This window comes from Cupriavidus sp. a3, assembly GCF_051015765.1.
GTDB lineage: Bacteria > Pseudomonadota > Gammaproteobacteria > Burkholderiales > Burkholderiaceae > Cupriavidus > Cupriavidus oxalaticus_A.
The window spans coordinates 191,018-217,337 of sequence record NZ_CP170644.1; the positions used below are offsets into that span (position 1 = coordinate 191,018).

General features: G+C 68.4%; 26 protein-coding genes. 14 read left to right on the plus strand and 12 right to left on the minus strand.

The genetic code is table 11. From position 1 onward, the window contains the following. Positions 1–84 precede the first annotated feature (84 nt). Positions 85–381, plus strand: a complete 297-nt coding sequence (locus ACAD63_RS22845; RefSeq protein WP_434034388.1) for an EF-hand domain-containing protein — start codon at positions 85–87, stop codon at positions 379–381. Positions 382–414: 33 nt separating this feature from the next. On the opposite strand, the gene ACAD63_RS22850 is transcribed toward ACAD63_RS22845, so the two are convergent. The 3 genes from ACAD63_RS22850 to ACAD63_RS22860 are packed head-to-tail and all read right to left on the minus strand — an operon-like array spanning position 415 to position 3,907. Beyond that, positions 415–1,677, minus strand: coding sequence for an MFS transporter (locus ACAD63_RS22850; protein ID WP_434034389.1), 1,263 nt, complete (start codon positions 1,675–1,677; stop codon positions 415–417). Between the two features lie 37 nt (positions 1,678–1,714). Next, positions 1,715–2,908, minus strand: a complete 1,194-nt coding sequence (locus ACAD63_RS22855) for a chromate transporter (RefSeq protein ID WP_135703979.1) — start codon at positions 2,906–2,908, stop codon at positions 1,715–1,717. A 36-nt stretch (positions 2,909–2,944) separates the two neighbouring features. Next, positions 2,945–3,907 (minus strand): chromate resistance protein ChrB domain-containing protein, encoded by a 963-nt coding sequence (locus ACAD63_RS22860; protein ID WP_434034390.1) that lies wholly within the window; start codon positions 3,905–3,907, stop codon positions 2,945–2,947. A 138-nt stretch (positions 3,908–4,045) separates the two neighbouring features. On the opposite strand from ACAD63_RS22860, the gene ACAD63_RS22865 reads away from it, so the two are divergent. The 7 genes from ACAD63_RS22865 (at position 4,046) to ACAD63_RS22895 (ending at position 12,280) form a co-directional block, all read left to right on the plus strand. Next, the gene (locus ACAD63_RS22865) at positions 4,046–4,417 is read left to right on the plus strand and encodes a hypothetical protein (RefSeq protein ID WP_434034391.1); all 372 of its coding nucleotides are present in this window, start codon (positions 4,046–4,048) and stop codon (positions 4,415–4,417) included. 99 nt (positions 4,418–4,516) lie between these two features. Next, complete coding sequence (locus ACAD63_RS22870; RefSeq protein ID WP_167884553.1) at positions 4,517–5,734, plus strand: TolC family protein; 1,218 nt, start codon at positions 4,517–4,519, stop codon at positions 5,732–5,734. Then, positions 5,731–6,285: a hypothetical protein gene (locus tag ACAD63_RS22875; RefSeq protein WP_434034392.1), complete on the plus strand. Its 555-nt coding sequence runs from the start codon at positions 5,731–5,733 to the stop codon at positions 6,283–6,285. Before ACAD63_RS22870 ends, ACAD63_RS22875 begins: the two co-directional genes overlap by 4 nt. 11 nt (positions 6,286–6,296) lie before the next feature. Beyond that, entirely contained in the window at positions 6,297–7,418 is a 1,122-nt protein-coding gene (locus ACAD63_RS22880; RefSeq protein ID WP_434034393.1) for an efflux RND transporter periplasmic adaptor subunit, read from the plus strand. Between the two features lie 9 nt (positions 7,419–7,427). After that, positions 7,428–10,532, plus strand: a complete 3,105-nt coding sequence (locus tag ACAD63_RS22885; protein WP_434034394.1) for an efflux RND transporter permease subunit — start codon at positions 7,428–7,430, stop codon at positions 10,530–10,532. A gap of 52 nt (positions 10,533–10,584) precedes the next feature. Beyond that, positions 10,585–10,962 (plus strand): hypothetical protein, encoded by a 378-nt coding sequence (locus ACAD63_RS22890; protein ID WP_195430144.1) that lies wholly within the window; start codon positions 10,585–10,587, stop codon positions 10,960–10,962. A 175-nt stretch (positions 10,963–11,137) separates the two neighbouring features. Next, complete coding sequence (locus ACAD63_RS22895; RefSeq protein ID WP_133095958.1) at positions 11,138–12,280, plus strand: 3-deoxy-7-phosphoheptulonate synthase; 1,143 nt, start codon at positions 11,138–11,140, stop codon at positions 12,278–12,280. 59 nt (positions 12,281–12,339) lie between these two features. On the opposite strand, the gene ACAD63_RS22900 is transcribed toward ACAD63_RS22895, so the two are convergent. Beyond that, positions 12,340–12,999: a DsbA family oxidoreductase gene (locus ACAD63_RS22900; protein ID WP_135703223.1), complete on the minus strand. Its 660-nt coding sequence runs from the start codon at positions 12,997–12,999 to the stop codon at positions 12,340–12,342. A gap of 120 nt (positions 13,000–13,119) precedes the next feature. Further along, positions 13,120–13,524, minus strand: a complete 405-nt coding sequence (locus ACAD63_RS22905) for a hypothetical protein (protein WP_133095956.1) — start codon at positions 13,522–13,524, stop codon at positions 13,120–13,122. A gap of 157 nt (positions 13,525–13,681) precedes the next feature. On the opposite strand from ACAD63_RS22905, the gene ACAD63_RS22910 reads away from it, so the two are divergent. Further along, on the plus strand, positions 13,682–14,071 hold the full coding sequence (locus tag ACAD63_RS22910; RefSeq protein ID WP_434034395.1) for a c-type cytochrome: 390 nt from the start codon (positions 13,682–13,684) through the stop codon (positions 14,069–14,071). A gap of 9 nt (positions 14,072–14,080) precedes the next feature. Here the strand turns inward: ACAD63_RS22910 and soxR are convergent, their stop codons facing one another. Further along, on the minus strand, positions 14,081–14,596 hold the full coding sequence (soxR, locus tag ACAD63_RS22915) for a redox-sensitive transcriptional activator SoxR (RefSeq protein ID WP_243736937.1): 516 nt from the start codon (positions 14,594–14,596) through the stop codon (positions 14,081–14,083). Positions 14,597–14,722: 126 nt separating this feature from the next. Between soxR and ACAD63_RS22920 the strand changes: the two genes are divergently transcribed. After that, entirely contained in the window at positions 14,723–15,157 is a 435-nt protein-coding gene (locus ACAD63_RS22920; protein ID WP_205751623.1) for a RidA family protein, read from the plus strand. Positions 15,158–15,183: 26 nt separating this feature from the next. On the opposite strand, the gene ACAD63_RS22925 is transcribed toward ACAD63_RS22920, so the two are convergent. Next, positions 15,184–15,579 (minus strand): nuclear transport factor 2 family protein, encoded by a 396-nt coding sequence (locus ACAD63_RS22925; protein ID WP_135703222.1) that lies wholly within the window; start codon positions 15,577–15,579, stop codon positions 15,184–15,186. A 98-nt stretch (positions 15,580–15,677) separates the two neighbouring features. After that, positions 15,678–16,580: a LysR family transcriptional regulator gene (locus tag ACAD63_RS22930; RefSeq protein ID WP_135703221.1), complete on the minus strand. Its 903-nt coding sequence runs from the start codon at positions 16,578–16,580 to the stop codon at positions 15,678–15,680. 97 nt (positions 16,581–16,677) lie between these two features. Between ACAD63_RS22930 and ACAD63_RS22935 the strand changes: the two genes are divergently transcribed. Further along, a complete protein-coding gene (locus tag ACAD63_RS22935) occupies positions 16,678–17,454 on the plus strand; it encodes an NAD(P)H-dependent oxidoreductase (protein WP_135703220.1) in 777 nt (258 codons plus the stop codon). Between the two features lie 46 nt (positions 17,455–17,500). Here ACAD63_RS22935 and ACAD63_RS22940 read toward each other — a convergent pair whose 3' ends face one another. Both ACAD63_RS22940 and ACAD63_RS22945 read right to left on the minus strand, forming a co-directional pair. Further along, the gene (locus ACAD63_RS22940; protein ID WP_133095950.1) at positions 17,501–18,487 is read right to left on the minus strand and encodes a Bug family tripartite tricarboxylate transporter substrate binding protein; all 987 of its coding nucleotides are present in this window, start codon (positions 18,485–18,487) and stop codon (positions 17,501–17,503) included. A 100-nt stretch (positions 18,488–18,587) separates the two neighbouring features. Next, on the minus strand, positions 18,588–20,087 hold the full coding sequence (locus ACAD63_RS22945) for an amidase (RefSeq protein WP_195430134.1): 1,500 nt from the start codon (positions 20,085–20,087) through the stop codon (positions 18,588–18,590). A 142-nt stretch (positions 20,088–20,229) separates the two neighbouring features. On the opposite strand from ACAD63_RS22945, the gene ACAD63_RS22950 reads away from it, so the two are divergent. Beyond that, entirely contained in the window at positions 20,230–21,153 is a 924-nt protein-coding gene (locus ACAD63_RS22950) for a LysR substrate-binding domain-containing protein (protein WP_195430131.1), read from the plus strand. A 21-nt stretch (positions 21,154–21,174) separates the two neighbouring features. Here ACAD63_RS22950 and xth read toward each other — a convergent pair whose 3' ends face one another. Both xth and ACAD63_RS22960 read right to left on the minus strand, forming a co-directional pair. Continuing rightward, positions 21,175–21,984 (minus strand): exodeoxyribonuclease III, encoded by an 810-nt coding sequence (gene xth, locus ACAD63_RS22955; protein ID WP_135703218.1) that lies wholly within the window; start codon positions 21,982–21,984, stop codon positions 21,175–21,177. A gap of 110 nt (positions 21,985–22,094) precedes the next feature. Beyond that, on the minus strand, positions 22,095–23,228 hold the full coding sequence (locus ACAD63_RS22960; protein WP_434034396.1) for a BON domain-containing protein: 1,134 nt from the start codon (positions 23,226–23,228) through the stop codon (positions 22,095–22,097). A gap of 399 nt (positions 23,229–23,627) precedes the next feature. Between ACAD63_RS22960 and ACAD63_RS22965 the strand changes: the two genes are divergently transcribed. Both ACAD63_RS22965 and ACAD63_RS22970 read left to right on the plus strand, forming a co-directional pair. After that, on the plus strand, positions 23,628–24,329 hold the full coding sequence (locus tag ACAD63_RS22965) for a response regulator (RefSeq protein ID WP_434034397.1): 702 nt from the start codon (positions 23,628–23,630) through the stop codon (positions 24,327–24,329). Positions 24,330–24,340: 11 nt separating this feature from the next. Continuing rightward, entirely contained in the window at positions 24,341–26,248 is a 1,908-nt protein-coding gene (locus ACAD63_RS22970) for a sensor histidine kinase (RefSeq protein WP_434034398.1), read from the plus strand. Positions 26,249–26,320 lie beyond the last annotated feature (72 nt).

The window sequence follows — 26,320 nt, forward strand, 5'->3', positions numbered from 1 at the left end:
CGGGCCACCTGCGCGGGTGCGGTATGCGTATCCGCGAACCTGAGTTCACAACGCCGGCAGAGGCCGGCCAAACGGAGAATCACCATGAAGAAGATGATTGCAGTAGCCGCCGTGTGCCTGGCTTCCGCCGGTGCGTTAGCGCAAAGCGCTGACATGCCCGCTGCCGCCGCCAACCCCCGGGTGGAGCGTGCGATGCAGCAACTGCAAGGCCGCTTCGCCAGTGCAAATACCACGCACGACGGCAAGCTGACGCGCGAGCAGGCGGCCGCCGGCATGCCGATGGTCGCCAAGCACTTCGACCAGATCGACGCGCAGCGGACCGGCTACGTGACGCTGCCGCAGATCGAGGCGTTCATGGGGCAGATGATGATGTCGCGGTAATCCCGGTCTCCCGCGGTTTACGGGTCCGCTGGATCAGTTGAGCGGCTTGACGCGACGGAACGAGCGCAGCATGGCGAGGTCGTAGGCGATCTTCAGCAGGCCGCAGGCGACCAGCGGCGTGCTGGTAAAGCCGTAGGCCATTAACGCGGCGGCGAGCGCAGGACTGAGTGCCGCGGTCAGGCTGCGCGGCACCGCGGTCAGGCTTGCAGCGGCCGCCCGTTCAGGCGGGGTGACAACGGCCATCACATAGGCCGTCCGGGTCGGCACATCCATTTGCGACAGCGCGCTGCGAGCCAGCAGCAGTGCCAGGCTAAGCGCCAGCGTGGGTGCAAAGGCGGCTGCGATCAGGCACAGGCTGGACGGAATATGCGTGAACACCATCGTATTGAGCAGGCCGATCTTTCGCGCCAGCGGCACCGCAGCGAGTTGCGAGAACGTCGTCAGTACCCCCGCCACGAAGAAGAACTGGCCGGTCGCGGCCGGACTCAGGCCGAAACGCTGCATCAGCCACAGCGACAGCAGCGAATTGACGACGAGCCCGCCAGCGAACGAGTCTACGCTGAACAACATGGCCAGCCGTAGCACGATCGGACGGGAAGGACCCAGTGGTGTTCTAGCCGCGGTCGCAGCGCCATGAGGCTGAGCGGCATGCACGCGCGCATACAGACGCCACAGCAGCAACCCAATGATCCCGTAGAAAACGAACATCAGGCGCATCGCATCGAGTAGCGACAGCGGGGATTGCCCGGCCAGCCATGCCGGTATCGCCGCCGCCAGTGCCCCGAAGGCGGATGAGAATGCGCCGATCAGGCCGTAGCGGGCGAACAGCGCCGTCCGGGTGTCGGGCGTTGCCGATTCCGCCAGCCGCGCATGTTCCAGCGGCAGGAAGATACTGACATCGCCGGACCCTGGGTTGAGCGTGCCGACGAAGGCGATCATCAGAAGCGGCCACAGCGTGGAGAAACCCGCAAAGCCGAGGCCAGTTGCAAACATCAGGGCAGCCGCCAGCATCATCAGGCGGCGTTGCGGGTAGCGGTGCCCGACGAGCCCGATCAGGATCGTGGCGAGGGCGGAGCCGATCAGGGTCGCGCTGCTGATGAGCCCGACCGCCATCGAGTCGAAGCCGAGTGCCAGCAGGTAGGACGGCAACAGCACGGCAACATAGCCGTCGCAGATGCCACGCAGCGCGCGGCCGGCAAGCAGCGGCATGGCGTCGGCGTGGACACCGGATGGCAGCGCGATGCGTTCGAGCCAGCTGCTTCTGGCGTTCGAGGGATGGCCATTGTGCCGGGCCATGGCGAGCCTGGGTTTAGCGGAGCATGTGCATGCGCCTTCAGTGGTGCAGCACAGGATAAACCGCGAGGCCGATCAGCGCGGCGCCGGTGATGATGACGGGCTCGGGCAGCTTCCTGAACTTCAGCAGCAATGCGACCGTTCCCAGGGACAGCAGGATGGTCGGAACGTCGACGATCGAGCGCTTGGCCAGCACCAGCACTGCACCCGTGATGGCGCCAACCGCGGCCGCCGTGACGCCATCGACAAAGGCGAGGATGGCGGGCAGTTTTCCGTACTTCTTGAAATAAGGAGCGGGCAGCACGGTGAACAGATAGCAAGGCAGAAACGTCGCCAGTGCCGCCACGCAGGCGCCGGGTAGTCCCGCCACCAGGTATCCGATAAAGCCGACCGTGATGACAACCGGGCCGGGCGTGATCATGGCCACGGCCACCGCATCGACAAACTGCTTTTCGTTGAGCCACTGGTACTCCGTCACGACACCGCCGTACAGGAACGGCACGATGGCGAGTCCGGAGCCGAAGACAAAGGCGCCTGCCTTGGCAAAGAACAAGCCGATCTGGGTCAGTAGCGACCAGTCCAGCGTGCTCGCCAGGCCGCTTGCGGCGGGTACCTGCACTGCCGCGAGCGCATTGACGCCACTCTGGCGCAGCCATTTGGGCGGGGCGCGCCAGAACCAGGCAAGCACCCCCGCCGCCAGGAACAGCCAGGCGATTTCGGACTCGGTGACGACGGTCACCGCAGCCAGCACCAGGTGGATTGCCCACAGCAGCTTGTCCTTGCCGACGCTCTTCGTGGTCAGCTTATAGGCGCTGATGGCGATAATGCCGATGACGGCGGCACCTACGCCATAGAACACCGATTGCATCCAGGTCAGCCCGCCGAAGCTGACATAGGCCCAACCCAGCGCCAGCACCATCAGGAACGACGGCAGCACGAAGGCCACGCCGGTCAGCGTGGCGCCGAGGATCCGATAGTGGGCGTAGCCCAGGTAGATCGCCAGTTGCGCCGCCATCGGGCCGGGCGCAAGTTGTGCCAGCGCCATCCCTTCCTTGTAGTCGCCATCGCTGATCCAGCCCCGCCGCTCCACCAGGTCGCGATGCATATAGCCGGCCAGCGCGACCGGCCCGCCAAAGCCGGTTGTGCCCAGGCGAAGAAAATAGAGCACGAGCTGCCAGAGGGTATAGGCGGGCTGCTCCGCGGCGTCCGGCGGGGCCATGCCGCCTGATTGCATGCGATTCATCACGGGATCCTGTAAGGAAGCTGGCTATCAGGGCTTCCTGTTGGTGGAAAAGTGTGCGTAAAGCGAATCCAGCACCGCGCCGATTTCCGCCAGCAGGGCGTCATCATCCTTCAGGCGCGCGCGTGCGCCGGCCAGCATGGCCTCGAAGCCGCTGGCTTCCGGTACCGCAATGCCGCCGATGTCCAGCGCATGGACCATGGCGCCTAGCCGGCTGAGCCCGCGGTCGGAATCGAGGCCGAAGCTCGACAGCAGCACTTCGAATGAAACGCGCTCGCCCACATGCGTGAAGGTCGCGCCGTCGAAATCGAAGCCCAGCGCATCGCCAGGGCAATCAGCGGGGTTCTCCAGCCACAGGAAGCGGGCGTGGGGATCGATGAAGCGCTGGATCAGCCAGGCGCTTGCCACGCGGTCCACCCACAAGTTGCGGCGTGTGGCCCAAAGCCGCCCTTGATACTGGACAGGATCCCGGCGAGCAATCGCGTGCGCGAGGGCCTGTGGCTCACCCGGAGACTGGATGGTCTCGATGGCGCGGCTGAAGTCATTCCATTGGGCTTCGGCGCGGGCCGACGCCGCATCGGGGAAGAAGTCGATCATGCGGATCGCTTCGTAGGCACGCCCGTGACGGCGCAGCAGGCGATTGAGGTCGGCGCTGCTTTGATCGGACAGCGACTTGCGCGCTTCTGACAGGGCCGCCTGCAGTTCGGCATAGTCGGGGCTGCGGTCGAACAACGCCCGGAAAGCGCTCTCCTCCTCCGGATCGGCGGCACGGACATTCAGGAGCCAGGCTTGCCCCCCTTCCTGCCGCGCCTCGTCGGCCAGCTCGCGCAACTGGGCGACCTGCACGTTGCCCGCGGGCAATAGATAGGCGCCGTCACGCAGGGCGGCGCAACCAATGGTCTTGATCGCGCGCCAGATCCGCATCCGGGCGGTGGCGCCGGAGGTTGGTAGCGTGACGATCAGCAGGGCCCAGTTGTCGGAGAACGCTGTCATGAGCGCATGTTAGAAGCCCATAACTCGCATTTCAACAATGTAGATATCTCTACAAAAAACGCTCTTGAGCCACATTTGAGACATGAGCTGGACCCCCGGCCGCGCCCGCACGCGATAGGTCAGGTAAAATCCCGCCCCATGTCGCGCGTGATTGCCATCCTCCTGATGCTGATCCTGCCGCTGCAGGCACTGGCCGCAGCGCAGCGGCAGCTCGCGCATTCCGCCGGGTTCCCGGTGGACCTGGTGGACCTGGTGGACCACATGGCGGCGCATGCCGATCATGTCCCCCATCACCACGATGATGACGGGGATATCACGTTCGACGATTCCGCCGCTTCCGCGTCGCACCAGCTTGACTTCGACTACGGCATGCACTTTCAGGCGCCGCTGCCCGGGGGCCTGCCGCTGTCGCTGGCGCAGCGGACGCAGCCCAAACCGTTATTCCTCGGCGGCCGCGTGCCTGATCCCCGCGGCAGTCCACCTTTACGCCCCCCTCACGCGCCCGCCTGACGGCGGGGCACTGATCTCCTGACTGCATCCCGTGGCGCAATGTCTTGTGCCGCGCCCCGCCGCATTTGCTTCGTTTTTGCAATTTGCATTGGGGATTCCATGCGGAAGATTTTCATTTCCATTGTTGCGTCCGCGCTGCTGCTGCCGTCGGCCCATGCCCAGCCAGCGCCGGCGGACCTGCACGCGCTGTTCAATACAGCGTGGGAGCGGTCCGTTGCCTTCCAGGCGACCGAAGGGCGGCGCCTCGAGGCCGCGGCCAGCCGGATCCAGGCCGATTCGCTGATCGCCGGGCCGCCTACGCTCGGGCTGCTGCACCGGGATGACCGCTGGACCGACAAGCGCGGCCTGCGCGAGAGCGAGGTCCAGCTTGGCGTCCCCGTATGGATGCCAGGGCAGCGTGCGGCACGCGGCGACCTGGCCGACGCGCAAGCCGCCGAAGCTGAAGCCGGCGGCGCCCTGGCGCGGCTGAATCTTGCTGCGGAGGTGCGCGAGCGAGTCTGGCAGCTCGCGGCCGCGGAAGCGGAGCGCGATGTGCTGCGGCATCGCGCAGAGATCGCCGCGTCATTGCGCGACGATGTGCGCCGGCGGGTTGCCGCTGGCGACCTCGCGCGCACCGACCTGCTGCTGGCGCAGCAGGACCATCTGGCGGCACAGGGCCTGCTGGCGGACAGCGAGGGGCGGCTGGTGGACGCCAGGACGCGGCTGCTGCAAGCGACCGGGGTATCGGCCCTGCCGCTTCGCTTTGACGAAGCCGCCGCGCCAGTGAGCGACCCTGCTGCCGCCGCCGCGGCCCACCCGCGGCTGGAAGCGGCGCAGCGGGCCGTGCAGCGCGGCGAGCGTCAGGTGGGCTACCTGCGCAAGTCGCGCCGCGACCCGCCGGAAGTCGGCGTGCTGTACCGCAATGACCGTGCGGGCGGCGGCATGCCCAGCGACCAGACCGTCGGCTTGTTCATCAAGATTCCGTTTGCCACCGAGGCGCGCAACATGCCACGCGAGTCGGCCGCGCAGACGGATCTGATGACGGCGCGCGCCGAACTCGACCGCACCGAGCGCGTCGTCCGCTCCGAAATTGACGCGGCACGCCAGGCGCTGTCGCTGGCGGAACAGCAGCTCAGGCTCACCGAAGAGCGCAGCGCCACGCTGTCCGAGCGGGCGGCGCTGCTACGCAAGGCTTTCGATGCCGGCGAACTCGGCTTGCCGGAGGTGCTGCGCGCCCAGAACCACGCCCTCGAAGCCCAAGCCGACCTGGCGCGCCAGCGCGCCAGGCGCGGTATCGCCATTGCCAACCTGAACCAGGCTCTCGGAGTGCTGCCATGATCCGCCAGTTCTTTCTGACTTTGCTGCTTTCCTGCGCCTGCATGGCGCATGCCGGGCCCGGGGCCCACGGACCAAACGGCGAACACCTGGACGCGCCGGCAAGCGCCGGCGCTGCCGTGAATGCCCAGCCGATCATCGAAGCCCATACGGAAACATTCGAACTGGTTGGCACCCTGGCTGCCGACGAGCTGTCGGTGATGGTGGACCGCTATGCCACCAACGAACCAGTCCTGAACGGCAATCTGGAGGTCGAGTTCAACGGCATCAGGGCGCAAGGCAAGCTGCACGCCGACTTCGGCGACTACTCCTTTACCGACGAGAAGCTCCTCAGGGCGCTGCACCGGCCCGGCAACCACGCGCTCGTGTTCACGCTGATCGCGGGGAATGAGTCCGACCTGATCGAGGGCAGCCTGAAGGTTGTTGCGGACGGGCACGACGCTGGCTTTGGCGCGTTCTGGAAAGCGCGCTGGCCGTGGATCATCCCCGTCGCGCTGGTACTGGCCGCTGCGGCCGGGTTCGTGTGGCGCCGCCATGCCGGCAAGAAGAGCTGAGGCCAGACATCATGTCCAGGATTACAAGATTCGTCGCCATTGCTATGGCATTGGCCGCTAGCGCAGGCATGCCGGTCCAGGCAGGACCCGGTGCCCATGGGCCCGATGGCGAGCACCTCGATGTGGCCGGCGCGGTATCGGGCGCCGGCCTGGCCAGGCTGCCGGATGGCAGCGTCCACGTGCCCAAGCTCGCGCAACGGCGCATGGGCATCCGGACCGCGATGCCGCAGGAAGCCACGCATCCGATGACGGTGGAGCTGAACGCCGTGGTGGCGATCGATCCCAATGCCGGCGGCCGGCTCCAGGCAGGCCATGCCGGCTGGATCGAGCCGCCTTCCGGCGGCTTCCCGGTGCTGGGGCAGCGCGTTGCCAGGGGCCAGGTGCTCGCCGTCCTGCGGCACAAGAACGAACCCTTCGATACCGGCAACCAGCAGGCCCGCCTGGCGAGCCTGAGTGCCGACCTCAAGCTGGCGCAGCAGCGGCTGGCGCGGCTGGAGTCGCTGCAGGACAGCATCCCGCGCAAGGAGATCGAAGCCGTCCGCGCGGAAGTCCGCAGCCTGTCCGGCCAGCGCGACGCGGTGGGCAAGAGCCTGCGCCACACCGACAACCTGACCGCGCCGGCCAGCGGAATCATCGCAACCGCCAATGTCCTGGCCGGCCAGGTGGTCGCGCCGGGCGACGTGCTTTACGAAGTGCTGGATCCGGAGCGGATGCTGATCGAAGCCAACACCGCGGATGCCACGCTGGCGGGCCGCATCCAGGGCGGCACGCTGGGCCGCGCGGACGGTGGCAAGCTGGAATTCGTGGGCGCGGGCCGCAGCCTGAAGAACGGGGCCGTGCCGCTGATGTTCCGGCTTGCAGGCAAAACCTTGCCGCTTGCCGTTGGCCAGCCGGTAACCGTGGTAGCCACGCTGACCGACACGGCCACGGGCATTGCGCTGCCAGCCGAGGCGCTGGTGCGCAATGCCAGCAACGTGCCGGTGGTATGGATCAAGTCCGGGACACAGCGCTTTATCGCCCAGCCGGTTGAGGCCCGGGTGCTGGATGCGCGTACCGTGGTCGTGGTCAGGGGCCTGTCGCCGGAGAACCGCGTGGTGGTGTCCGGCGCGGCGCTGATCAACCAGGTCCGCTGAGGGGCGCGCATGTTCAACTGGATTGTTCGCGCGAGTCTTGGCAACCGGCTGCTGGTCCTCGCCGTCGCCGTCATTCTGATGGCGTACGGCGCCTTCACCGCGTGGCGCACGCCGGTGGATGTCTTCCCGGACCTCAACAAGCCGCTGGTGACCGTGATCACCGAAGCCGGCGGCATGGCGCCGCAGGAAGTCGAACTGCTGGCTTCGTTCCCGATCGAGACTGTGCTCAACGGTATGCCGGGCGTCACGCGGGTCCGCTCGGTGTCCGGCGTCGGCTTATCCATCGTATATGCCGAGTTCGACTGGGGCAGCGATATCTATCGCAACCGCCAGCTCGTGTCGGAACGGCTTGCCCTGGTCAGGGAGCAATTGCCCGGCGGGCTCACGCCCATCCTCGGGCCGGTATCGTCGATCATGGGCGAGATCATGCTGATCGCCTTGCCGATCGATCCGGCCAGGGCCAGCCCCATGCAGGCGCGCGAGTATGCCGACTTCGTGCTGCGTCCGCGCCTGCTGTCGGTGGCCGGGGTGTCGCAGGTCATCCCGATCGGCGGCGAGGTGCGCCAGCTACGGGTGGAACCGGACACCGCCAGGATGGCGCAGTTCGGCGTGGCGCTGCCGCAGGTGGAAAACGCGTTGCGCGACTTCGCGGCCAATACCAGCGGCGGCTTCATCGACCTGAATGGCCGCGAATACCTGATCCGCAACCTCGGGCGCACCAACCGCCTGGAAGATTTGAAGGGACTCGCCGTTGCCTACAAGGACGGCGCGCCGGTGCTCCTCGAGCAGGTGGCGAGTGCACGATATGCCGCGGCGCTCAAGCGCGGCGATGCCGGCTTCAATGGCACGCCGGCAGTGATCGTCAGCGTGCAGAAGCAGCCCGCGGCGGATACGGTCCGGCTGACGCGCGAGCTGGAAGCAGCGCTGGGCGAACTGAAGCGAGGACTGCCGGCGGGCGTGTCCGCGCCGCAAGTCCTGTTCCGGCAGGCGGACTTTATCGAGGCGTCGATCGGCAATGTGGTCGAGGCGCTGCGCGACGGCGCCATCATGGTCACCGTGATCCTGTTCGCCTTCCTGCTGAGCGCGCGCACCACCGCGATCTCGCTGGTCGCGATCCCGCTGTCGCTGGCGGTGACAGCGCTGGCCTTCCATCTGCTGGGCCAGTCGATCAACGTGATGACGCTGGGCGGGCTGGCCATTGCCATCGGCGAGCTGGTCGACGACGCGGTGGTCGATGTGGAGAACATCCTGCGCCGGCTCAGGCAGCGCTCAAGCGTGGAGGACCCGCCGTCCGTGCTGGAAACGATCTGGCGCGCGTCGGTCGAAGTCCGCTCCGGCATTGTCTATGCCACCCTGGTGGTGGTGCTGGTATTCGTGCCGCTGTTCGCGCTGCCTGGCATCGAGGGGCGGCTGTTCGCGCCGCTGGGTATCGCCTATATCGTGTCGATCCTGGCGTCGATGCTGGTGTCGATGACGGTGACCCCGGTACTTTCGTACTACCTGCTGCCGCGGATGAAGCGGCTGGATCATCCTGACAGCCCGCTGGTGGCGTGGCTCAAGCGGGTCGATGCCAGGATCCTGGACCGGTCGTTCCCGCGTGCCAAAGCCGTGCTTGTGACGGCCGCCGTCACGGTCGCGCTGGCGGCCGCCACTGTACCCTTCATGCCGCGGACCTTCCTGCCGTCCTTCAACGAAGGCTCGCTGGTGATGTCGCTGATGCTGAATCCCGGTACTTCGCTGGCCGAAGCCAACCGCATGGGCGCACTGGCCGAGACGCTGGTCCGCCAGGTGCCTGAAGTCACCCAGGTGGGACGGCGCACCGGCCGCGCCGAACTCGACGAACATGCCGAAGGCGTGCATTCGTCCGAGATCGACATCGACCTGAAGCGCTCGGATCGTAGCCGGGAGCAAGTGATGGCCGCGATCCGCGCCCAGCTTGCAAGCCTTCCGGCGTCGGTCGCGATAGGCCAGCCGATTTCGCACCGGCTGGATCATTTGCTGTCCGGCGTGCGGGCGCAAGTCGCGCTCAAGATCTATGGCGATGACCTCGATACGCTGCGCGGGCTGGCGGAGAGCGTGCGCGGGCGGCTCGCTGCCATACCGGGGCTTGTCGATATCACGGTGGAGCGCCAGGTATTGATTCCGCAGGTAAACGTGCGGCTCGACTACCGCAAGGCAGCGCAATACGGCATCCCCGCGGGCGAGGCGCTGAAGGCTCTGCAGACCTTGTCCGATGGTTCGCGCATCACCCAGCTCATCGAAGGCGTGCGCCGCTACGACCTGGTGGTGCGCTTGCCGGATGCCGGCCGCACGCCGCAGGATTTGTCCCGCATCATGCTGGAATCGCCGCGCGGGCCGGTGCCGCTGTCGGCTCTCGCCACTGTCGAAGAGGGCGACGGCCCCAACCAGATTGGCCGCGAGAATGGCCGGCGGCGCATCGTCGTCTATGCCAACACCGACGGCTCGGATATGTCGAGGATCATCAGCGAAGTGCGCGGCGCCGTGGCGCGCGCCGGGCTGCCGGGCGGTTACTTCATCAGCATCGAAGGCCAGTTCCAGGCGCAGGAGCAAGCCACGCAACTGATCGTGCTGCTGTCCCTGGTGTCGCTTGCGCTGATCTACCTGGTGCTCTATTCGCGCTACCGCTCGGCGACGCTGACGCTGATCATCATGGCCAACATTCCGCTGGCGCTGATCGGCAGCGTCATCGCGATGTGGATCGGCGGACTCGCGCTGTCGGTGGCATCGATGGTCGGCTTCATTACGCTGACCGGCATCGCCACCCGCAACGGCATCCTGAAAGTCAGCCACTACATCAACCTGTGCCGCCACGAAGGAGAAACCTTCGGAATCCCGATGATCGTGCGAGGCTCCCTGGAGCGGCTGACCCCGGTGCTGATGACTGCGCTGGTCGCCGCATTTGCGCTGGTTCCGCTGCTGGTGTCGGCCGATGCGCCAGGCAAGGAAATCCTGCATCCGGTTGCCGTGGTGATATTCGGCGGCCTGGTCAGCTCGACCATCCTGGATTCCGTGCTGACGCCGCTGGCCTTCTGGCTGTTCGGGCGCCGCCCGCTGGAGCGGATCCTGTCGCAGCGGCAGGTCGACATGTACTGAACATGGGCCTTGGCAGCGACGCCCCCAAGTTGCTGCATCAATGGAGTATGCGATGAAGAAGCAGATCACAACCATCCTGATTGCCACCAGCCTTGGCGTGTCCGGCCTGGCGCTGGCCCACGGCGCCGGGCCCGCGCAGTACGGCGGCATCGTGCAGGCGGCCAGCGACCTGCAATTCGAACTGGTCAACAAGGATGGCGCAGTCACCATCTATGTTGACGACCACGACAAGAAATTGCCCGTGGCCGGTGCCAGCGGCAAGCTGACGGTGCTGACGGGTGCCAGGAAGACGGAAACCACGCTTGCGCCGGGCGCTGGAAACGCGCTCGTGGCCGCCGACAAGCTGTCGCTGCAGGCTGGCGCCAAGCTGGTTGCGACGATCCGGTTTGCCGACGGCAAGACCGTGACGGCGAGATTCGTGGCGAAGTGATTTGTGGCCAAGTGATTCGTCGACAGTAACAGGTGCCGGCCGGACCAGGGTGGCGAAGGCGGATCATATGTGCCCGTCAACACAGTTCGGAAGCAGGCGGGCCTTCGGCCTGCCTTGACGCCCTCGCCATTGGTGTAGCACCATCGTTCGCTAGCAAAACCTGCTCGACCTCGCCATGAACGACCCGCTCAAACCTTCGCCCACCATCGCCAGTGAATGGCAGTCACCGCCGGACCGTACCAGCGTGACTGACGACGCGCATGTCGAAGACATCATCCCGCTGCCGCCGCCCGAACACCTGATCCGCTTTTTCCCGATCCGGAACACGGCGGTCGAGTCGCTGATCACGCAGACGCGGCAGCGTATCGCGCGTATCCAGCATGGCGAGGACGACCGGTTGCTGGTGATCATGGGACCCTGCTCGATCCACGACCCGCAGGCGGCACTCGAATATGCGCGGCTGTTGCTGGAGCAGCGGCAACGTCATGCCGGCACGCTCGAGATCGTGATGCGCGTGTATTTCGAGAAGCCCCGGACCACGGTCGGCTGGAAAGGGCTGATCAATGATCCTTATCTGGACGAGAGCTACCGCATCGACGAGGGCCTGCGCATTGCGCGCAGCCTGCTGGTCGACATCAACCGCCTCGGCCTGCCGGCGGCCGGCGAGTTGCTCGACGTGATCTCGCCACAGTACATCGGCGACCTGATCTGCTGGGGCGCGATCGGCGCCCGCACCACGGAAAGCCAGGTGCATCGCGAGCTGGCTTCAGGCATTTCAGCGCCGATCGGCTTCAAGAACGGCACCGACGGAAATATCAGGATTGCGATCGACGCGATCCAGGCCGCATCGCGACCGCACCACTTCCTGGGAGTGCACAAGAACGGCCAGGTCGCGACGGTGCACACCAAGGGAAATCCGGATTGCCACGTCATTCTCCGCGGCGGCAAGGTGCCCAACTACGATGCGGATTCCGTGGCGGCGGCGTGCCGGGAGTTGCAGGCGGCAGGGCTGGGCGACGCGCTGATGGTGGATTTCAGCCACGCCAACAGCAGCAAGCAGCATCAGCGTCAGCTGGACGTGGCGCGGGACGTGGCGCAGCAGATCCGCAGCGGCAGCCGCTCCATCTTCGGGGTCATGGTCGAGAGCAATCTGGTGGCCGGCGCGCAGAAGTTCACCCCGGGGCAGCACAGCCCGTCCGCCCTGACCTACGGGCAGAGCATTACCGATGCCTGCATCGGCTGGGAGGATTCGCTGGCAATGCTGGACTTGCTCGGCGAAGCGGTCAATGAACGGCGCGGGCACAAGCGCAATTCCTGACCGGCAAGCTACCGGCCTGAGGACCACCCCAGGCCGGTCCAGTCAGCACACGCGTTGCTTCAGGTTGCCGTACCCGCCTGCGCCTCGGCCGCGATCTCCCGGATCGCCTGCTCGAAGGCCTCGACCGGCTGCCCGCCCGTTACCAGGTAGCGGTTGTTGAAGATCACCGACGGCACCGACTGGATGCCCATCTGCTGGTACTGGCGCTCTTCGGCGCGCACCTCGTCGCCGTACTGGCCGCTTTCCAGCACGTGGCGCGCGGCGTCCGCATCCAGGCCGACCGACGCCGCCGCCTCGAGCAGCACGGCATGGTTGCCCGGATCCTTGCCATCGGTATGGTAGGCGCGCAGCAGCGCCAGCTTCAGCGGGACTTGCTTGCCCTCGAGGCCGGCCCAGTGCAGCAGCCGGTGCGCGTCGAACGTGTTGTAGACGAAGGCGCGCTCGCCGAAGGTGAAGCCCACGCCGGCGCCGCGCTCGCGGATCATGGCCTGGGTTTCGGCGATCTGCGCGGGCGTGCGGCCATACTTTTTGCCGAGGTAGTCGACAATGGCCTGGCCTTCGGGGCCCATGTCGGGGTTCAGCTCGAAGGGATGCAGCACGATCTCGGCGTCGACTTTGTCGCCCAGCCGCTGCAGCGCGAGCTGGAGCGAAGACAGGCCGATGGCGCACCAGGGGCAGGCGATGTCGGAGACGAAGTCGATTCTGAGGGGTTGGGTCATGGCGATTTCCTGGCAGGCTCAAACGGGAAGTTGGCCGACAGGGTAGCCTGACTTGCGGATCTTTGCTGGAAGGGCCTTTCCACGGCGGCCGGGCTGGAGGGCCCGGCCGGCAGCGGCGTGTCAGTCCCAGTGGCGGCCCGGGCCGCGGTAATCGCGGTGCCCGTCATGGCGGTGGGCCCATTCGCGCTCGCGCCATTCGCGGCGAGCCTCGCGGTATTCCGCGCGGTGATAGCCGGGGTGATAGCCGGGGTGATAGTCGGCCCGATAGTCCGGGCGATAGCGCACCGGCACCGGGGCCACTACCACCGGGCGTGCCGGGGCGTAGGCGACTGGGGCGGGGGCATACGCTACCGGCGCGGGCGCCGGCACGTAGACCGCCGGGGCCGGGCGGTACACCGGCGCCGGCTCCGCGACCACGACGGCGGGCGCGCCGATATTGATGCCGACGCTGACGCCGGCATGGGCTGCGGCACTCGCCGCCAGCAATGCACCGCCTGCTACTGCCATTGCCAGGATTCGTTTCATGGGTGCCTCCCAAGGGGCGTTGGACATGGGCTCACTGTAGGGGCAGGGTCTGTAATATTGGGCGCTCGAAGTGTTGCAAGTGTGACGCGGTGTAACCTGCCCATCCACCCGCGCGCCTGTATCATGCAGCCTCGCAGTTCATTGCCCCGTGTTGCCCATGCGCCGTACCGTCCTGCCCGCCGCCGCTTTCCTCGCCTTTTCCATCCTTGCCGCAATGCCCGCCGTGGCGCGCGCCGAGCCTGACCTGCAGGCCGGCAAGGCACTGTTTGCCACGCGCTGCGCGTCGTGCCACTACGTCGGCCGCAATGCGCGCGGCGCGTTCGGGCCGGAGTTGAACGGCATCTTCGGGCGCCAGGCGGGTACGACAACGGATTTCCAGTATTCGGAAGCGATGCGCACATCCAGGGTGGTGTGGTCGCGCGACACGTTGAGCGCCTTCCTGCGTTCACCGGCCAAGGTCGTGCCGGGCACCAAAATGCGCTTCTGGGGCATGGGCAACGACAAGCAGATCGAAGACCTGCTCGGATACCTGCAGACCTTCCGGTAAGGCCTCCGCCTAATCCTCTTCGCCGGGGAAATGCGGCCCCGGCCCTGCTCCGGCCAGCGCATCCTGCGGATTGCGCAGCGGGCACGCCTTCAGCGACAAACAGCCGCACCCGATGCAGCCATCGAGCTGGTCGCGCAGCATCGTCAGCGTGCGGATGCGTTCCTCCAGGTCATCGCGCCAGCTGGCCGACAGCCGCCGCCAGTCCGCCACTGTCGGCGCGCGCCCGTCGGGCAGCTTCTGCATCGCCGCCGCGATCACCGCCAGCGGCAGCCCCATGCGCTGCGCCACGCGGATCACCGCCAGCCGCCGCAGCACGGCGCGCGCATAGCGGCGCTGGTTGCCGCCGCTGCGCGTGCTGGCGATCAACCCGCGTGATTCATAGAAATGCAGCGCCGATACCGCGATGCCGGTGCGTTCGGCCACCTGCCCGACCGACAGCAGTTCCTCGGCAGGTCCTGGCCGGCGCCGGCGCGGCGCATCGGCCGTGGCAGGCACGGCGGGAACAGGTCGGGAAGTCTTGGGCATGGCTGGGTGGAGGGAGGGCGGCGGCGGGAATGCCCATGCTACCACCGTGGCCGCGCTTGACCTTAACCTAACTTGAGGTTTGATACTTGCGGCTCCATTGTTTGCCCTTCTCTCAACACAGAGTTGATGACCATGCTGACGCCTGCCCGCCCCAATGCTTCGCTGAACCTGATCAATCCCCCCGCGCTGTACGACCCGCGTCCCAACGGCTATTCGCACGTGGCGGTGGTGGAAGGGCCCGCCCGCATCGTCTACGTGGCCGGGCAGGGCGGCGAGGATGCCGCCGGCTGCCTGGCGGCGGATTTTCCGCGGCAGGTGGCGCGGGCCATGCAGAACCTGCGCATCGCGCTGCAGGCCGCGGGCGCCGACGTGGGCGATGTCGCCAAGCTGACGGTGCTGGTGGTCGACCACTCGCACGACCGCCTGCGCACCTTCGGCGCCGCGCTGCGCGAGATGTGGGGCGACCGGCCCGCGCCGGCCTGCACGCTGATCCCGGTGCCGCGGCTGGCGCTCGACAACATGCTGTTCGAGATCGAAGCCACCGCGGTGCTGCCCGGCTGAGCCGCGCGGGCAGCCGCCGCAGTACGTTACTGCGGCACGCGTGGCGCGGCGCTGAAGGTCTTGTTGACGATCTTCCACGCGCCGTCGATCTGCAGCAGCGTCATGTAGTCGGTAAAGACCACGTCCGGATGCTCCAGCACGACCTTGGCCACGCCGGCATTGCCGACCACGTCGAACTGGCTGATGGCGCGCCGGCGCTGCGCTTCATCGGCCGGCGGATGGCCGGGGCAGCGCGCGGCGATAAAGTCTTCCACCGTCAGCGAATGCAGCTTGCCGTCGCGGAACGAGACGATGCGGGCGTCGGCATGGAAGGCGCGGCGCATCACCTCGGGGTTGCCGGTGGCGTGGCCCTGCAGGTAGTCCTCGATCGGGGCCAGGGCGGCGGTGTGGCGGGAAGTCAGGCCGGTTGTACTGTAGGTCATGGTCTCCTCCAAAACTGGGGCGGCGCGGGAAGCACCCGGCCGCTACATTGAAAGCACTGATTGTATTCCAGTTTTGTATGCAAAACAGAAGCGCCGGTCTAGGCCTGTGAGAGCGACGCGACGATCTGCTCCCGTAGCCAGCGATGTGCCGGGTCACGGTGCACGCGCTCATGCCACAGCATCGACATCTCGTAGCCCGGCACCTCGACGGGCGGCTCGACCACGCGCAGTGCCGGCGCATCGCGCACCAGGCGCTGCGGCACCATCGCCACCAGGTCGGTGCTCGCCAGCACCGCGGCGACAAAGAGGAAATGTGGCACCGACAGCACCACGCGGCGCTGCATGCCGGCCAGCGCCAGCGCCTCGTCGGTAACGCCGGAGAAGCCGCCGCCGTCGGGCGACACCATCACATGCTCGAGCGCGCAGAACTGGGCCAGCGTCGGCCGCCGCTTCAGCCGGGGATGGCCGCCGCGGCCCGCCAGCACATAGCGCTCGGTGAACAGGGCGCGCCGGTGCAGCGCGGGCGGCGAGCCTTCGGTCGTGTGGAAGGCCAGGTCCAGCTCGCCCTGCTCGCACTGGCGGGCGATGCGCGACGGCACCATCTCCAGCACCGCCAGCCGCGCGCCCGGGGCGGCGGTGCGCAGCGCCCGGATGGCCGGCAGCACGATGGTCGATTCGCCGTAGTCGGTGGCCGCCACGCGCCAGGTATGCGTGGCGGCGGCGGGATCGAAGGGACTGTCGGGCGACACCGCGTGCTCCAGCGCGGCCAGCGCTTCGCGCAGCGGCTCGCGCAGCGATTCCGCCCTGGCCGTGGGCCGCATGCCGCGCGGCCCGGGCAGCAGCAACGGATCGCCGAAGTAGTCGCGCAGCCTGGCCAGGTGGACGCTGACCGATGGCTGCGAGAAATGCAGGCGTTGCGCGGCGCGGGTCACGTTGTGCTCGGACAGCAGCACGTCCAGCGTGACCAGCAGGTTGAGGTCGAGCCGCCTGAGATTAGTCATGACAATACCTGTGATACTGGATATTCATTTCCAATATACCTCGCGGCGGCCTAAGCTGGCTTCTCCCGATCATTGCTTACCCAAGGAAGCCGCTGTCATGAACGTTCTTATCGTCTACGCCCACCCCGAACCCACCTCGCTCAACGGCGCCATCCGCGATTACGCGGTGCAGCGGCTGAGCGATGCCGGCCACCAGGTCCAGGTATCCGACCTGTACGCGATGCAATGGAAAGCGCAGCTCGATGCCGCAGACAGCAAGGCGCGCCGCGGCGATGCGCCGTTCCATCCCTCGCTGGATTCCAGGCACGCATTCGAGAACGGCCTGCAGAGCGACGATATCGCGCGCGAGCAGGACAAGCTGCGCTGGGCCGATACGGTGATCCTGCAGTTCCCGCTGTGGTGGTTCTCGATGCCGGCGATCCTGAAAGGCTGGATCGAGCGCGTCTACGCCTATGGTTTTGCCTACGGCGTGGGCGAGCACTCGGACGAACGCTGGGGCAACCGCTACGGCGAAGGCATGCTCGCCGGCAAGCGCGCGATGCTGGTGGTCACCACCGGCGGCTGGGAATCGCACTACAGCGCGCGCGGCATCAACGGGCCGATCGACGATGTCCTGTTCCCGATCCAGCACGGCATCCTGTACTACCCCGGCTTCGACGTGTTGCCGCCGTACGTGGTGTACCGGACCAGCCGGGTCGACGACGCGCGCTTTGCCGCGATCCGCGCAGAGCTGGGCGAGCGCCTCGATACGCTGGCGACCACGGCGCCGATTCCGTTCCGGCCGCAGAACGCCGGCGACTACCGGATCCCGGCGCTGACGCTGCGCGAAGACGTGGCGCCGGGCCTGGCAGGGTTTGCCGCGCACGTCGCATGAGCCGCGCGCGCGGGGGCACCGTGCGGCAGGCAGGCGCCTGCCACCGTCATTCAGCGCGGATATCCGCGCGCGCGGCCACTGCGCGCATCTCCGGCAGCTCCTTCTCGACCCGCGCCCGCACCGCGGCGCCGTTGCCGTAGGCCGGCGTCAGCGCCAGCTCGACCATGCGCGCGCGCGTGGCCGGGGCATTGGCGACTTCGGCCAGCGCCTTTTCCAGCTTCTGCTGCACCGGCGCGGGCAGTCCCGCCGGCGCCAGCAGTGCGAACCACGTGCCCATCTGGAAGCCGGGATAGCCGCTTTCCGCCACCGTCGGCACCTGCGGCAGCGCCGGCAGCCGCTGCGGTGACAGCACCGCCACCGGCCGGATCTTGCCGCCCTTGATCAGCGGCAGGCTGGCAACCACGGTATCGACCGCCACCTGCACCTGCCCGCCGGCGAGCGCGGTCAGGCTCGGCGCGCTGCCATTGAAGGGAACGTGGACCATGCGGATGCCGGTGGCGGACTTGAGCATCTCGCCGCCGAAATGCACCGACGAACCCGTGCCGAACGAGCCATAGGAGAACTTGTCGGGATGGGCCCTGGCCTGCGTCACCAGGTCCTTCACCGAGCCGACCTGCGCATCGGGATTGGCAACCAGCACCAGGCTCATGTCGGCGACCAGGCCCAGCGGCGTGAAGCTCTTGATCGGGTCATAGCCCAGGTGCTGCCGGATCGCCGGGTTCAGCGTCAGCGTGGTGCTGGCCGCCAGCAGCAGGGTGTAGCCGTCAGGGGCTGCCTTGGAGACCTGGGTGGCGCCGACCACCGTGCTGGCGCCGGGCTTGTTCTCGACCACTACCGGCTGGCCCAGCTTTTCGCCGAGGCCGACAGCGAGCAGCCGGCCCAGCAGGTCGGTGGCGCCGCCGGCGGCGAACGGCACCACCAGCCGCAACGGGCGCTCGGGCCAGGCTGGCGCCTGCGCCATAGCAGGCGCCGTGGCCATCGCCGCGCTGAATGCGGCACAGGCGAGGAACAGCTTCGGGGGCAATGCGGTCATCGGATTCACTCCTGCCGGCAGTTGTAGGAAAGCGAAGCGTGGGCACCGGCCCGGGTCAGGCCGGGCCGCGTGTGTTGTGATGGTGTGGTGTGTTGTCGAACTAGGCCGCGCGGTCCAGCCACGGGCTGCGCACGCGCGAGAAGCCGCCGGCCTGGTCGTAGGCATGGCCCAGCTGCAGCACCGCCGCGTCGGCCTGCGCCGGCCCGATGATCTGGATGCCGGCTGGCAGCCCCTGCGGGCCGAAGCCGGCGGGCGCGGCCAGCGCCGGCAGCCCGGCCATGGTGGCCGGCACCACGACCTGCATCCAGCGGTGGTAGGTATCCATGTCACGGCCGCCGACGCTGCGCGGCCAGTCCCATCCGGCGTCGAACGGGAACACCTGCGCGGCCGGCAGCACCAGGTAGTCGAAGCGCTCGAACAGCGCGCGCAGTGCCTGGTACCACGCGCTGCGCTCGCACAGGGCCTCGTAGACGCGCGTGCCGGGCAGCGCCAGGCCGCGCTCGATTTCCCAGGCGGCCTCGGGCTTGAGCAACGCGCGCGTGGCCGGGTCGCGGTACAGCGTGCCATTGGCGCCGGCCACCGAGAAGCTGCGCAGGTCGATCCACGCCTGCCACAGGCGCTCCAGCTCGAAATCCGGCAGTGCGGCGTCGACGTCGCAGCCGAGCGCGCGGAAGTGGTCCAGCGCCTGCTCGCAGGTTTCGAGCACACCGGGCTCGGTCGGCAAGTGGCCGCCCAGGTCGCCAAGCCAGCCCACGCGCACACCTTTCCAGTCGCGCGCGGGGGGCAGCGTGAAGGCGCCGGGCGCTTCGGCGCGCCGCGTCAGCGGCATGCGCGCATCGAAGCCGGCCTGCACCGACAGCAGCAGCGCCAGGTCGGGCACGTTGCGCGCCATCGGCCCGGCCACGCTGAACTGCTGGAAGAAGACCTCGTCGGCGGGCCCATGCGGCACGCAGCCGACCGACGTGCGCAGGCCGTACACCTGGTTGAAGGCCGCGGGCGTGCGCAGCGAGCCCATCATGTCCGATCCGTCCGCCACCGGCAGCATGTGCAGCGCCACGGCCACCGCCGCGCCGCCGGAGCTGCCGCCGGCCGAGCGCGCCGGGTCGAAGGCATTGCGGGTGGTGCCGTAGACCGGGTTGTAGGTATGGCCGCCCAGGCCGAACTCGGGCGAGTTGGTGCGGCCGATAAAGACCGAGCCCGCGGCGCGCATGCGCTCGAAGATCGCGGCATCGCTCCGGGTGACCTGCCCGGCAAAAATCGGCGACCCCTTGGTGGTGACCATGCCCGCCGCCGGGCTGATGTCCTTGGGCGCTTGCGGAAAGCCGTGCAGCGGGCCGCGGCTGTCGCCGCGCGCCAGCTCGGCATCGAGCGCTTGCGCCTGGCTGCGCAGCACGTCGCGGTCGACTGGCGCGACGATGGCGTTGACGCGGGGGTTGTGGCGATCGACCTGGCCGAGGAAGGCCTCCAGCACCTCCACGCAAGAGACCTCGCGGGCATGGACGGCGCGCGACAGGGCGACGGCATCGAGTTCGGTGATCGGGTCGGTGGGAAGCGCGGTGGGAAGCGTGATGGAAAGCGCGCTGGAAAGCCTGTTCGCCATGGGTTCTCCCGGTGTCTCCTGTGGTGTCGGGAAAAAGCATACGGGCCCGGCAGGGCTTTACGCAATCGATGATTTTTTCAAATATCCTTGCATAAAACGCAAAGCGGCTCGCTGCACCGCCGCATTCCACGGAGCCGCCCCCATGCTGTCGCACCGCCTGCAGGACACCTCGCTGCGCTACTTCCTGGAGGTGGTGCGCAGCGGTTCGCTGACCGAGGCGGCGCAGCGCCTGAGCGTGACCGTTTCGGCGGTCAGCCGGCAGGTCGCGGCACTGGAGGCGCTGCTGGGCGTGCCGCTGTTCGACCGGCGCCCCCGGGGCATGGTCGCGAGCGCCGCCGGTGAACTGCTCGCCGCCTATGCGCTGCGCGGCGCCCTGGAAGCGGACCGCGTCGTGGCGGAGATCGCCGCGCTGCAGGGGCTGCGCCGTGGCCGCGTGCGCATTGCCAGCTCCGCCGGGTTTGCCATCGAGTTCCTGCCGCGCATCGTCGCCGAGTTCCGCGAGCGCTATCCGGGGCTGCATTTCCATGTGCGCGTGGCGGCGCCGGCGGAGGTGACCGGCATCGTGCTGCATGGCGACGCGGACATCGGCATCACCTACAGCCGTGCGGCCGAGCAGGGCATACGCATCGAGCATCGCCAGCCCGCGCCGGTCATCGCCATCATGCGGCCCGACCACCCGCTGGCGCGCTTTCGCAGCATCACGCTGGCGCAGATGCAGCCGTACCCGCTGGCGCTGCCGGAAGGCGACAACACTGTTCGGCAGCTGTTCGACATTGCCTGCGGCGAGCGCGGCATCGTGTTCGATCCGGTGCTGGTGACCAACCACTTCGAGACGCTGACCAGCTTCGTGCTGCATGGCGGCGGGCTGTCGATCTCGGGCGCGGTGACCGTAGGCGACCGCCTGCGGCGCGGCGAACTGCATGCCGCTGCCATCCGCGAGCGCGGCATGCGCAGCCGTGCGGTCGAACTGCAGACGCTGGCCGGCCGCACGCTGCCCGAGGGAGTGCGCGCTTTCCTGGACTTCGCCCGGGAGCGCCTGGCGGCGGAGATGGGCGCGGCGGCCTGAATCCTGCGCTGGCGGCGCTGGCTATGGCGCGCGCTTGCGCCGGGCGGCGGGCCGGTTCAGCACCACCCACGCCGGTGCATGGTCGCTGGGATGATCCTCGCCGCGGACCCAGGTGTCGACGCCCGCATCGCGCAGCCGCGGGGCGAGGTCGGCGCTCAGCAGCAGGTGGTCGATGCGCAGCCCGGAGTTGGTCTGCCAGTGCTGGCGGAAGTAGTCCCAGAAGGTGTAGACGCGTTCCTCGCCATAGTGCGTGCGCAACGCATCGGTCCAGCCTTGCGCCAGCAGGCGCGCGTAGGCCTCGCGGCTTTCAGGCTGCAGCAGCGCGTCCTTGCGCCACGAGCGCGGGTTGTAGATGTCTTCGTCGGTGGGCACCACGTTGTAGTCGCCCGCCAGCACCACCGGCTGGCCGCTGTCGAACAGCGTCTGCGCGTGTTCGATCAGCCGCGCGAACCAGGCCAGCTTGTAGTCGAACTTGGGCCCGGGCTGCGGATTGCCGTTGGGCAGGTAGAGGCAGCCGACCAGGATGCCGTGCACCGCTGCCTCCAGGTAGCGGCTGTGGCTGTCGTCGGGATCGCCGGGCAGGCCACGGCGGACTTCCACCGGATCGGCGCCGCGCGCCAGGATGGCAACGCCGTTCCACGACTTCTGGCCGTGCCAGACGGCGCCGTAGCCGGCCTCGCGCAGTTCGCGCGCGGGAAAGCTTTCGTCGGCGGTCTTCAGTTCCTGCAGGCAGGCCACGTCGGGCGCCTCGCGCTCCAGCCAGTGGCGCAGCGCGCCGACCCGGCTGCGGATGCCGTTGATGTTGAACGTGGCGATCTTGAGGGCGGGCATGGGCACCTTGCGCGTTGGTAATGAGGCAGGAACGAGGCCGGCCGGCACAAGTGCCGGCCGGGGCATCTGCCGCGCGCACCGGCGCTGCACCGGTGCGCTGCTGCGGCAAATCAGGCGCGCCAGGTGCTCCCGGTCGCCTCGGACGTACTCGTGCTGCCGGCGCTGGTGCCGTGGCCCTCGCGGCGCACCCGGATGTCGTTGTTGACTTCCTTCACGCCGTAGGTGCCGTCGGCCAGATCCTCGATGTAGTACTTCTGGCCGCGCTCGCGCACCGTGCCGGTCAGCGACACCACGCCTTCGTTGACGTCGACGCTGACATCGCTGACATCGACGCCGCGCGCATAGCTGAGCCGCTCGCAGATCTGGTCGCGGATGCGGTCGTCGCTGCGCTGGTAGCCGCGCGGGCCAGCCTTGCGCTCGTGCTCGCGCTGGTCAGTGCCGAACAGGTCGCCGACCGCCTCGCCGATGCGGCGGCCAAGGTTGTAGAGCACGCCGCGGTCTTCCCGGTCGTCGCCGCGATAGCCTTCGCGATCATCGGTTTCCCACCCCCGCTGGCGCGCCGCCGCGCGGCTGTAGCGCTGGCCGTAGCGCTGCTGGTCTTCGCGCTCGTCGCGGTCCTCGGTCCAGTAGCGGGTGTCGCTGCGCAGGTCGCGGAAGTAGCGGTCGCGGTTGCGCTCGCGAGCGATCTCATACGGGTCGCGGGCGCGCTCGGCGCTTTCGCGCCACTGGCGGTCGGCGTATTCGTCATCGCGTTGCCACGCCTGCGGATCGCGCCATTCGCCTGCGCGTTCCCAGCCATAGCCGCCGTTCAGGCCGTAGCTCAGGCTGCTGCCGGCTCGGCGGCGATAGCGCTCTTCGTCCCGGTCGCGCTGGCTGCGCTCGTCGCGCTCATACCGCCGGCTTTCATCGCCCTGGTAGCCCTGGGAACCCTGGGAACCCTGGGAACCCTGGAAGTCCTGGCGCTGTGGATAGTCGTAGTCACCGCGCCACGCACCGGCGGAGCGCTGCTGGCCGCGGCTGCCGTACTCGCCTTGCGTCGGCCGCTCCGGATACCGGCCGGCTCCGTACTCGTCACTGTAGCCGCCGCCCTGGCGTGCCGGCCCGCCGTAGCTGGTCTGGCCCGGCGTCAGCTGCTGGCGACGGCGCTGCGCCTGCCAGCGGTCGCGGTCGCTTTCGGATTCCGGTTGCCAGTCGTCGTCGTCCCACGCCTGGCGGCGTTGGCGTTCGTCGTAGTAGTAGCTCATGCTGATTTCCTGATATGTGAATGGCGCCATACGCGGACGAGCACAACAATGTCCGCATTCCGGTGGCGGGTTATCAGGAGCGGCAAGATTCATACCGTGCGGCAGCCGCGCGCCTGCGGCCCGGGTGACGCCGCAGGCCGTGCAAGCCTTGCAGACCTTGTAAGGGATGCAGGGTGGGGAACCGGGAGAAATGCCGCGTGCTCCACAACGGGGCGGCGCCGCGAACCAGCGGACGAAAAGCGACACCCGCATGGATAGGCTGGTGCGGGCGGCCGCGGCGACGCTTGTGTTTACCCTGAAAACCAGCCCGAGCCACGCCCGCGACACCGGGGGATATGTCAGAATCCGCCGGCAACCCGTCGCGCCGACGCAACGGCAGGGCCCCGCAACCACACTGGCATGACAAGCACAACAAGAGTCCTGATCGTCGAGGATGACCCGGCGGCGCAGAGCCGCCTGGTGCAGGCCGTCGAGATGCATGCTCCCGCCAGTACCGTGGCCGGCTGCGCCGGCAGTGTCGCCAATGCCCTTGCCTGGCTGGCGCTGCACCAGCCCGACGTCCTGCTGTGCGACCTGGGCCTGCCGGACGGCAGCGGCATCGCCGTGATACGCCAGGTGCGCGAACGCTATCCCGAGTGCGAATGCATGGTGGTCACGGTGTTCGGCGACGACCAGCACGTGCTGGCCAGCATCGAAGCCGGCGCCATTGGCTACCTGCTCAAGGACGAGACCACCGACCGCATCGCCGCCTCGATCGGCGAACTGCGCGCCGGTGGCTCGCCGATGAGCCCGCTGATTGCGCGCCAGGTGGTCAACCGCCTGCGCGGCGAGCCCGCCGCGGCCGCTGGGTTGGCCGGGGCCGCCGAAGGCGCCGGACGCGGCAACGCCGCCCAGCGCGGCGTCACGCTGTCCGCGCGCGAAAGCGAGATCCTCGACCTGATCTCGCGCGGCTATACCTATGCCGAGACCGCGCGCTATGTCGGCCTGAGCGTGCATACCGTGCAATCGCACATCAAGAACATCTACGGCAAGCTGGCGGTGCGCTCGCGCGGCGAAGCCGTGTATGAGGCCGCCAAGCTCGGCCTGCTCAAGTCCCTGTAGCTTCCTGCGCCATGCCGCCGACCTGGCTGCGACTCACCCGGACCTTGCTTGCCGTGCTTGCGGTACTGCTGCCGCTGTCGTGGCTGGCGTCGCCGGCGCGTGGTGCCGCGCCGGCCGCCAGCGACGGGCTGGCGGAGCTGGAGCTGGCCGTGCGCAGCGCCACGCTTAGCGACGGCAGCGTGCTGCCGGCGCAGCCGCTGACGCTGCCGGACTATTGGGACCGCGCGCTGCCGGGCAAGTCCGGCATGGCGGTCTACGACCTGCGCTTTGACCGCGGCTGGCCGGCGGCGGCAGCGGCAGGGCTGTTCGTGCCGTGGGCAGGCGGCAGCTACGAGGTGCGCCTGAACGGCATCCTGGTGGCGGCGGGCGGCAGCCTGGGCGCGCCGTCATCCGCGCTGGCCAAGCGACCCTACTATGTGCCGTTGCCGCCGGAGCTGGTGCGCGAGCACGGCAACGCGCTGCGCATCACGGTGGCGGCGCGCGCGTTTTCACGAGCCGGCCTGCTGCCGGTCACGGTGGGGCCGGCCAAGGCGGTGCGCGCGCGCTACCAGGACGCATTCATGGTGCGCGTGGCCGGGCCCTTCATCGCCGCCGTGCTTAGCGCCGTGCTCGGCACCATCGCGCTGCTGATCTGGTGGCGCCAGCGCGACCCGCTGTTCGGCCTGTACGGCCTGGCCGAGATCGCCTGGAGCGTGCGGCTGCTCGACTATTTTGTCGACGACCTCGCGCTGCCGCCGGAACTGCGCAGCTATATCGTCGCGGCCGCGCGCGAGGTCTTCCTCGGCGCCATCGGCAAGTTCTGCCTGCTGGTGATCCGCGTGCCCTGGCGCTGGCTGCACCGCACGCTCGACGCCTACCTGTGGCTGGCATTGCCCATACTGGCGCCGCTGGCCGCGCTGTCGAGCCATCCGCTGGTGTTCCCGCTGAGCTGGCTGGCCAAGGTCGGCATCATCCTGACGGTGGCGGCCGCGCTGGTATGGGCCGCGCTGCGGCATCCAAGCCGCGAGGCCAGGCTGCTGGCCGCCACCGTGGGCGTGTCGGCGGTGCTGTTCCTGGGCGACTGGCTGCGCGTGTGGCTGACCGGCGACTACTACTGGGTGCACTCGATGACCCGCTATGTCTCGGTGCCGTTCAGCGTGGTCATGGCGTGGATGCTGGTGGAGCGCTACACCAGCGCCGTACGCAGCCTGCAGCGCGCCAACCAGGTGCTGAGCGAGCGCGTGGCGCAGCGCGAGGCCGAGTTGCGCGCGGTGTTCGCACGCGCGCAGAAGGCCGCCGCCGAGCAGACCGCGCTGCGCGAGCGCAGCCGCATCCTGCGCGACATGCACGACGGCCTCGGCAGCCAGCTGGTCACCACGCTGTCGATGCTGGAGTCAGGCCAGCCCAGCCGCGCGGAGATCGCCGGGCAGGTGCGGCATGCGCTGGACTCGCTCAAGCTCTCCATCGATGCCATGCAGGACACCGGCGGCGACCTCGCCGCGGTGCTGGGCAACCTGCGCTACCGGCTGGGGCCGCGCATCGAAGAGGCCGGCATCGCCATCCGCTGGCAGGTCGAGCGGCTGCCGGTGCTGCCCCACTTCACCGCGCGCAAGGTGCAGGAGCTGCAGTACCTGCTGCTCGAGGGCATCACCAACGTGCTGCAGCACGCCGGCGCCAGCGCGATCACGCTGGCGGCGCATGCCGACCCGGTGGCGCAGGTGATCCGCGTCACGCTGGGCGATGACGGGCGCGGCTTCGATGTCGACGCCCCGCGTGGCGGGCGCGGGCTGCGCAATATGGGGGTGCGTGCTGCGGCGATCAGCGGGCGGCTGCAACTGAAATCGGTACCGGGCCAGACGACGCTGACGATCGAACTGCCGCTGGCGCCGACGGGGGATGAGGACGGCGAGGAAGGTGAGGGACTGGCACCCGCCGCATGATCGTGCCGCGGCGGCATGCCAGGGCGCAGGCCGGGCGGGGACGTAGCCGCCCGCCATCACCGCCCGCAGGAA

What these genes read in the sequence shown, in the direction of transcription:
- ACAD63_RS22910 (WP_434034395.1), top strand. Translation starts at nt 13,682, where the DNA reads ATGCGCCGTACCGTCCTGCCCGCCGCCGCTTTCCTCGCCTTTTCCATC.
- ACAD63_RS22865 (WP_434034391.1), top strand. Translation starts at nt 4,046, where the DNA reads ATGTCGCGCGTGATTGCCATCCTCCTGATGCTGATCCTGCCGCTGCAG.
- ACAD63_RS22860 (WP_434034390.1), bottom strand. Translation starts at nt 3,907, where the DNA reads ATGACAGCGTTCTCCGACAACTGGGCCCTGCTGATCGTCACGCTACCA.
- ACAD63_RS22900 (WP_135703223.1), bottom strand. Translation starts at nt 12,999, where the DNA reads ATGACCCAACCCCTCAGAATCGACTTCGTCTCCGACATCGCCTGCCCC.
- ACAD63_RS22935 (WP_135703220.1), top strand. Translation starts at nt 16,678, where the DNA reads ATGAACGTTCTTATCGTCTACGCCCACCCCGAACCCACCTCGCTCAAC.
- ACAD63_RS22945 (WP_195430134.1), bottom strand. Translation starts at nt 20,087, where the DNA reads ATGGCGAACAGGCTTTCCAGCGCGCTTTCCATCACGCTTCCCACCGCG.
- ACAD63_RS22895 (WP_133095958.1), top strand. Translation starts at nt 11,138, where the DNA reads ATGAACGACCCGCTCAAACCTTCGCCCACCATCGCCAGTGAATGGCAG.
- ACAD63_RS22950 (WP_195430131.1), top strand. Translation starts at nt 20,230, where the DNA reads ATGCTGTCGCACCGCCTGCAGGACACCTCGCTGCGCTACTTCCTGGAG.
- ACAD63_RS22925 (WP_135703222.1), bottom strand. Translation starts at nt 15,579, where the DNA reads ATGACCTACAGTACAACCGGCCTGACTTCCCGCCACACCGCCGCCCTG.
- ACAD63_RS22940 (WP_133095950.1), bottom strand. Translation starts at nt 18,487, where the DNA reads ATGACCGCATTGCCCCCGAAGCTGTTCCTCGCCTGTGCCGCATTCAGC.
- ACAD63_RS22880 (WP_434034393.1), top strand. Translation starts at nt 6,297, where the DNA reads ATGTCCAGGATTACAAGATTCGTCGCCATTGCTATGGCATTGGCCGCT.
- xth (WP_135703218.1), bottom strand. Translation starts at nt 21,984, where the DNA reads ATGCCCGCCCTCAAGATCGCCACGTTCAACATCAACGGCATCCGCAGC.
- ACAD63_RS22920 (WP_205751623.1), top strand. Translation starts at nt 14,723, where the DNA reads ATGACCATGCTGACGCCTGCCCGCCCCAATGCTTCGCTGAACCTGATC.
- ACAD63_RS22850 (WP_434034389.1), bottom strand. Translation starts at nt 1,677, where the DNA reads ATGGCCCGGCACAATGGCCATCCCTCGAACGCCAGAAGCAGCTGGCTC.
- ACAD63_RS22965 (WP_434034397.1), top strand. Translation starts at nt 23,628, where the DNA reads ATGACAAGCACAACAAGAGTCCTGATCGTCGAGGATGACCCGGCGGCG.
- ACAD63_RS22870 (WP_167884553.1), top strand. Translation starts at nt 4,517, where the DNA reads ATGCGGAAGATTTTCATTTCCATTGTTGCGTCCGCGCTGCTGCTGCCG.
- ACAD63_RS22855 (WP_135703979.1), bottom strand. Translation starts at nt 2,908, where the DNA reads ATGCAATCAGGCGGCATGGCCCCGCCGGACGCCGCGGAGCAGCCCGCC.
- soxR (WP_243736937.1), bottom strand. Translation starts at nt 14,596, where the DNA reads ATGCCCAAGACTTCCCGACCTGTTCCCGCCGTGCCTGCCACGGCCGAT.
- ACAD63_RS22905 (WP_133095956.1), bottom strand. Translation starts at nt 13,524, where the DNA reads ATGAAACGAATCCTGGCAATGGCAGTAGCAGGCGGTGCATTGCTGGCG.
- ACAD63_RS22845 (WP_434034388.1), top strand. Translation starts at nt 85, where the DNA reads ATGAAGAAGATGATTGCAGTAGCCGCCGTGTGCCTGGCTTCCGCCGGT.
- ACAD63_RS22960 (WP_434034396.1), bottom strand. Translation starts at nt 23,228, where the DNA reads ATGAGCTACTACTACGACGAACGCCAACGCCGCCAGGCGTGGGACGAC.
- ACAD63_RS22875 (WP_434034392.1), top strand. Translation starts at nt 5,731, where the DNA reads ATGATCCGCCAGTTCTTTCTGACTTTGCTGCTTTCCTGCGCCTGCATG.
- ACAD63_RS22930 (WP_135703221.1), bottom strand. Translation starts at nt 16,580, where the DNA reads ATGACTAATCTCAGGCGGCTCGACCTCAACCTGCTGGTCACGCTGGAC.
- ACAD63_RS22890 (WP_195430144.1), top strand. Translation starts at nt 10,585, where the DNA reads ATGAAGAAGCAGATCACAACCATCCTGATTGCCACCAGCCTTGGCGTG.
- ACAD63_RS22970 (WP_434034398.1), top strand. Translation starts at nt 24,341, where the DNA reads ATGCCGCCGACCTGGCTGCGACTCACCCGGACCTTGCTTGCCGTGCTT.
- ACAD63_RS22885 (WP_434034394.1), top strand. Translation starts at nt 7,428, where the DNA reads ATGTTCAACTGGATTGTTCGCGCGAGTCTTGGCAACCGGCTGCTGGTC.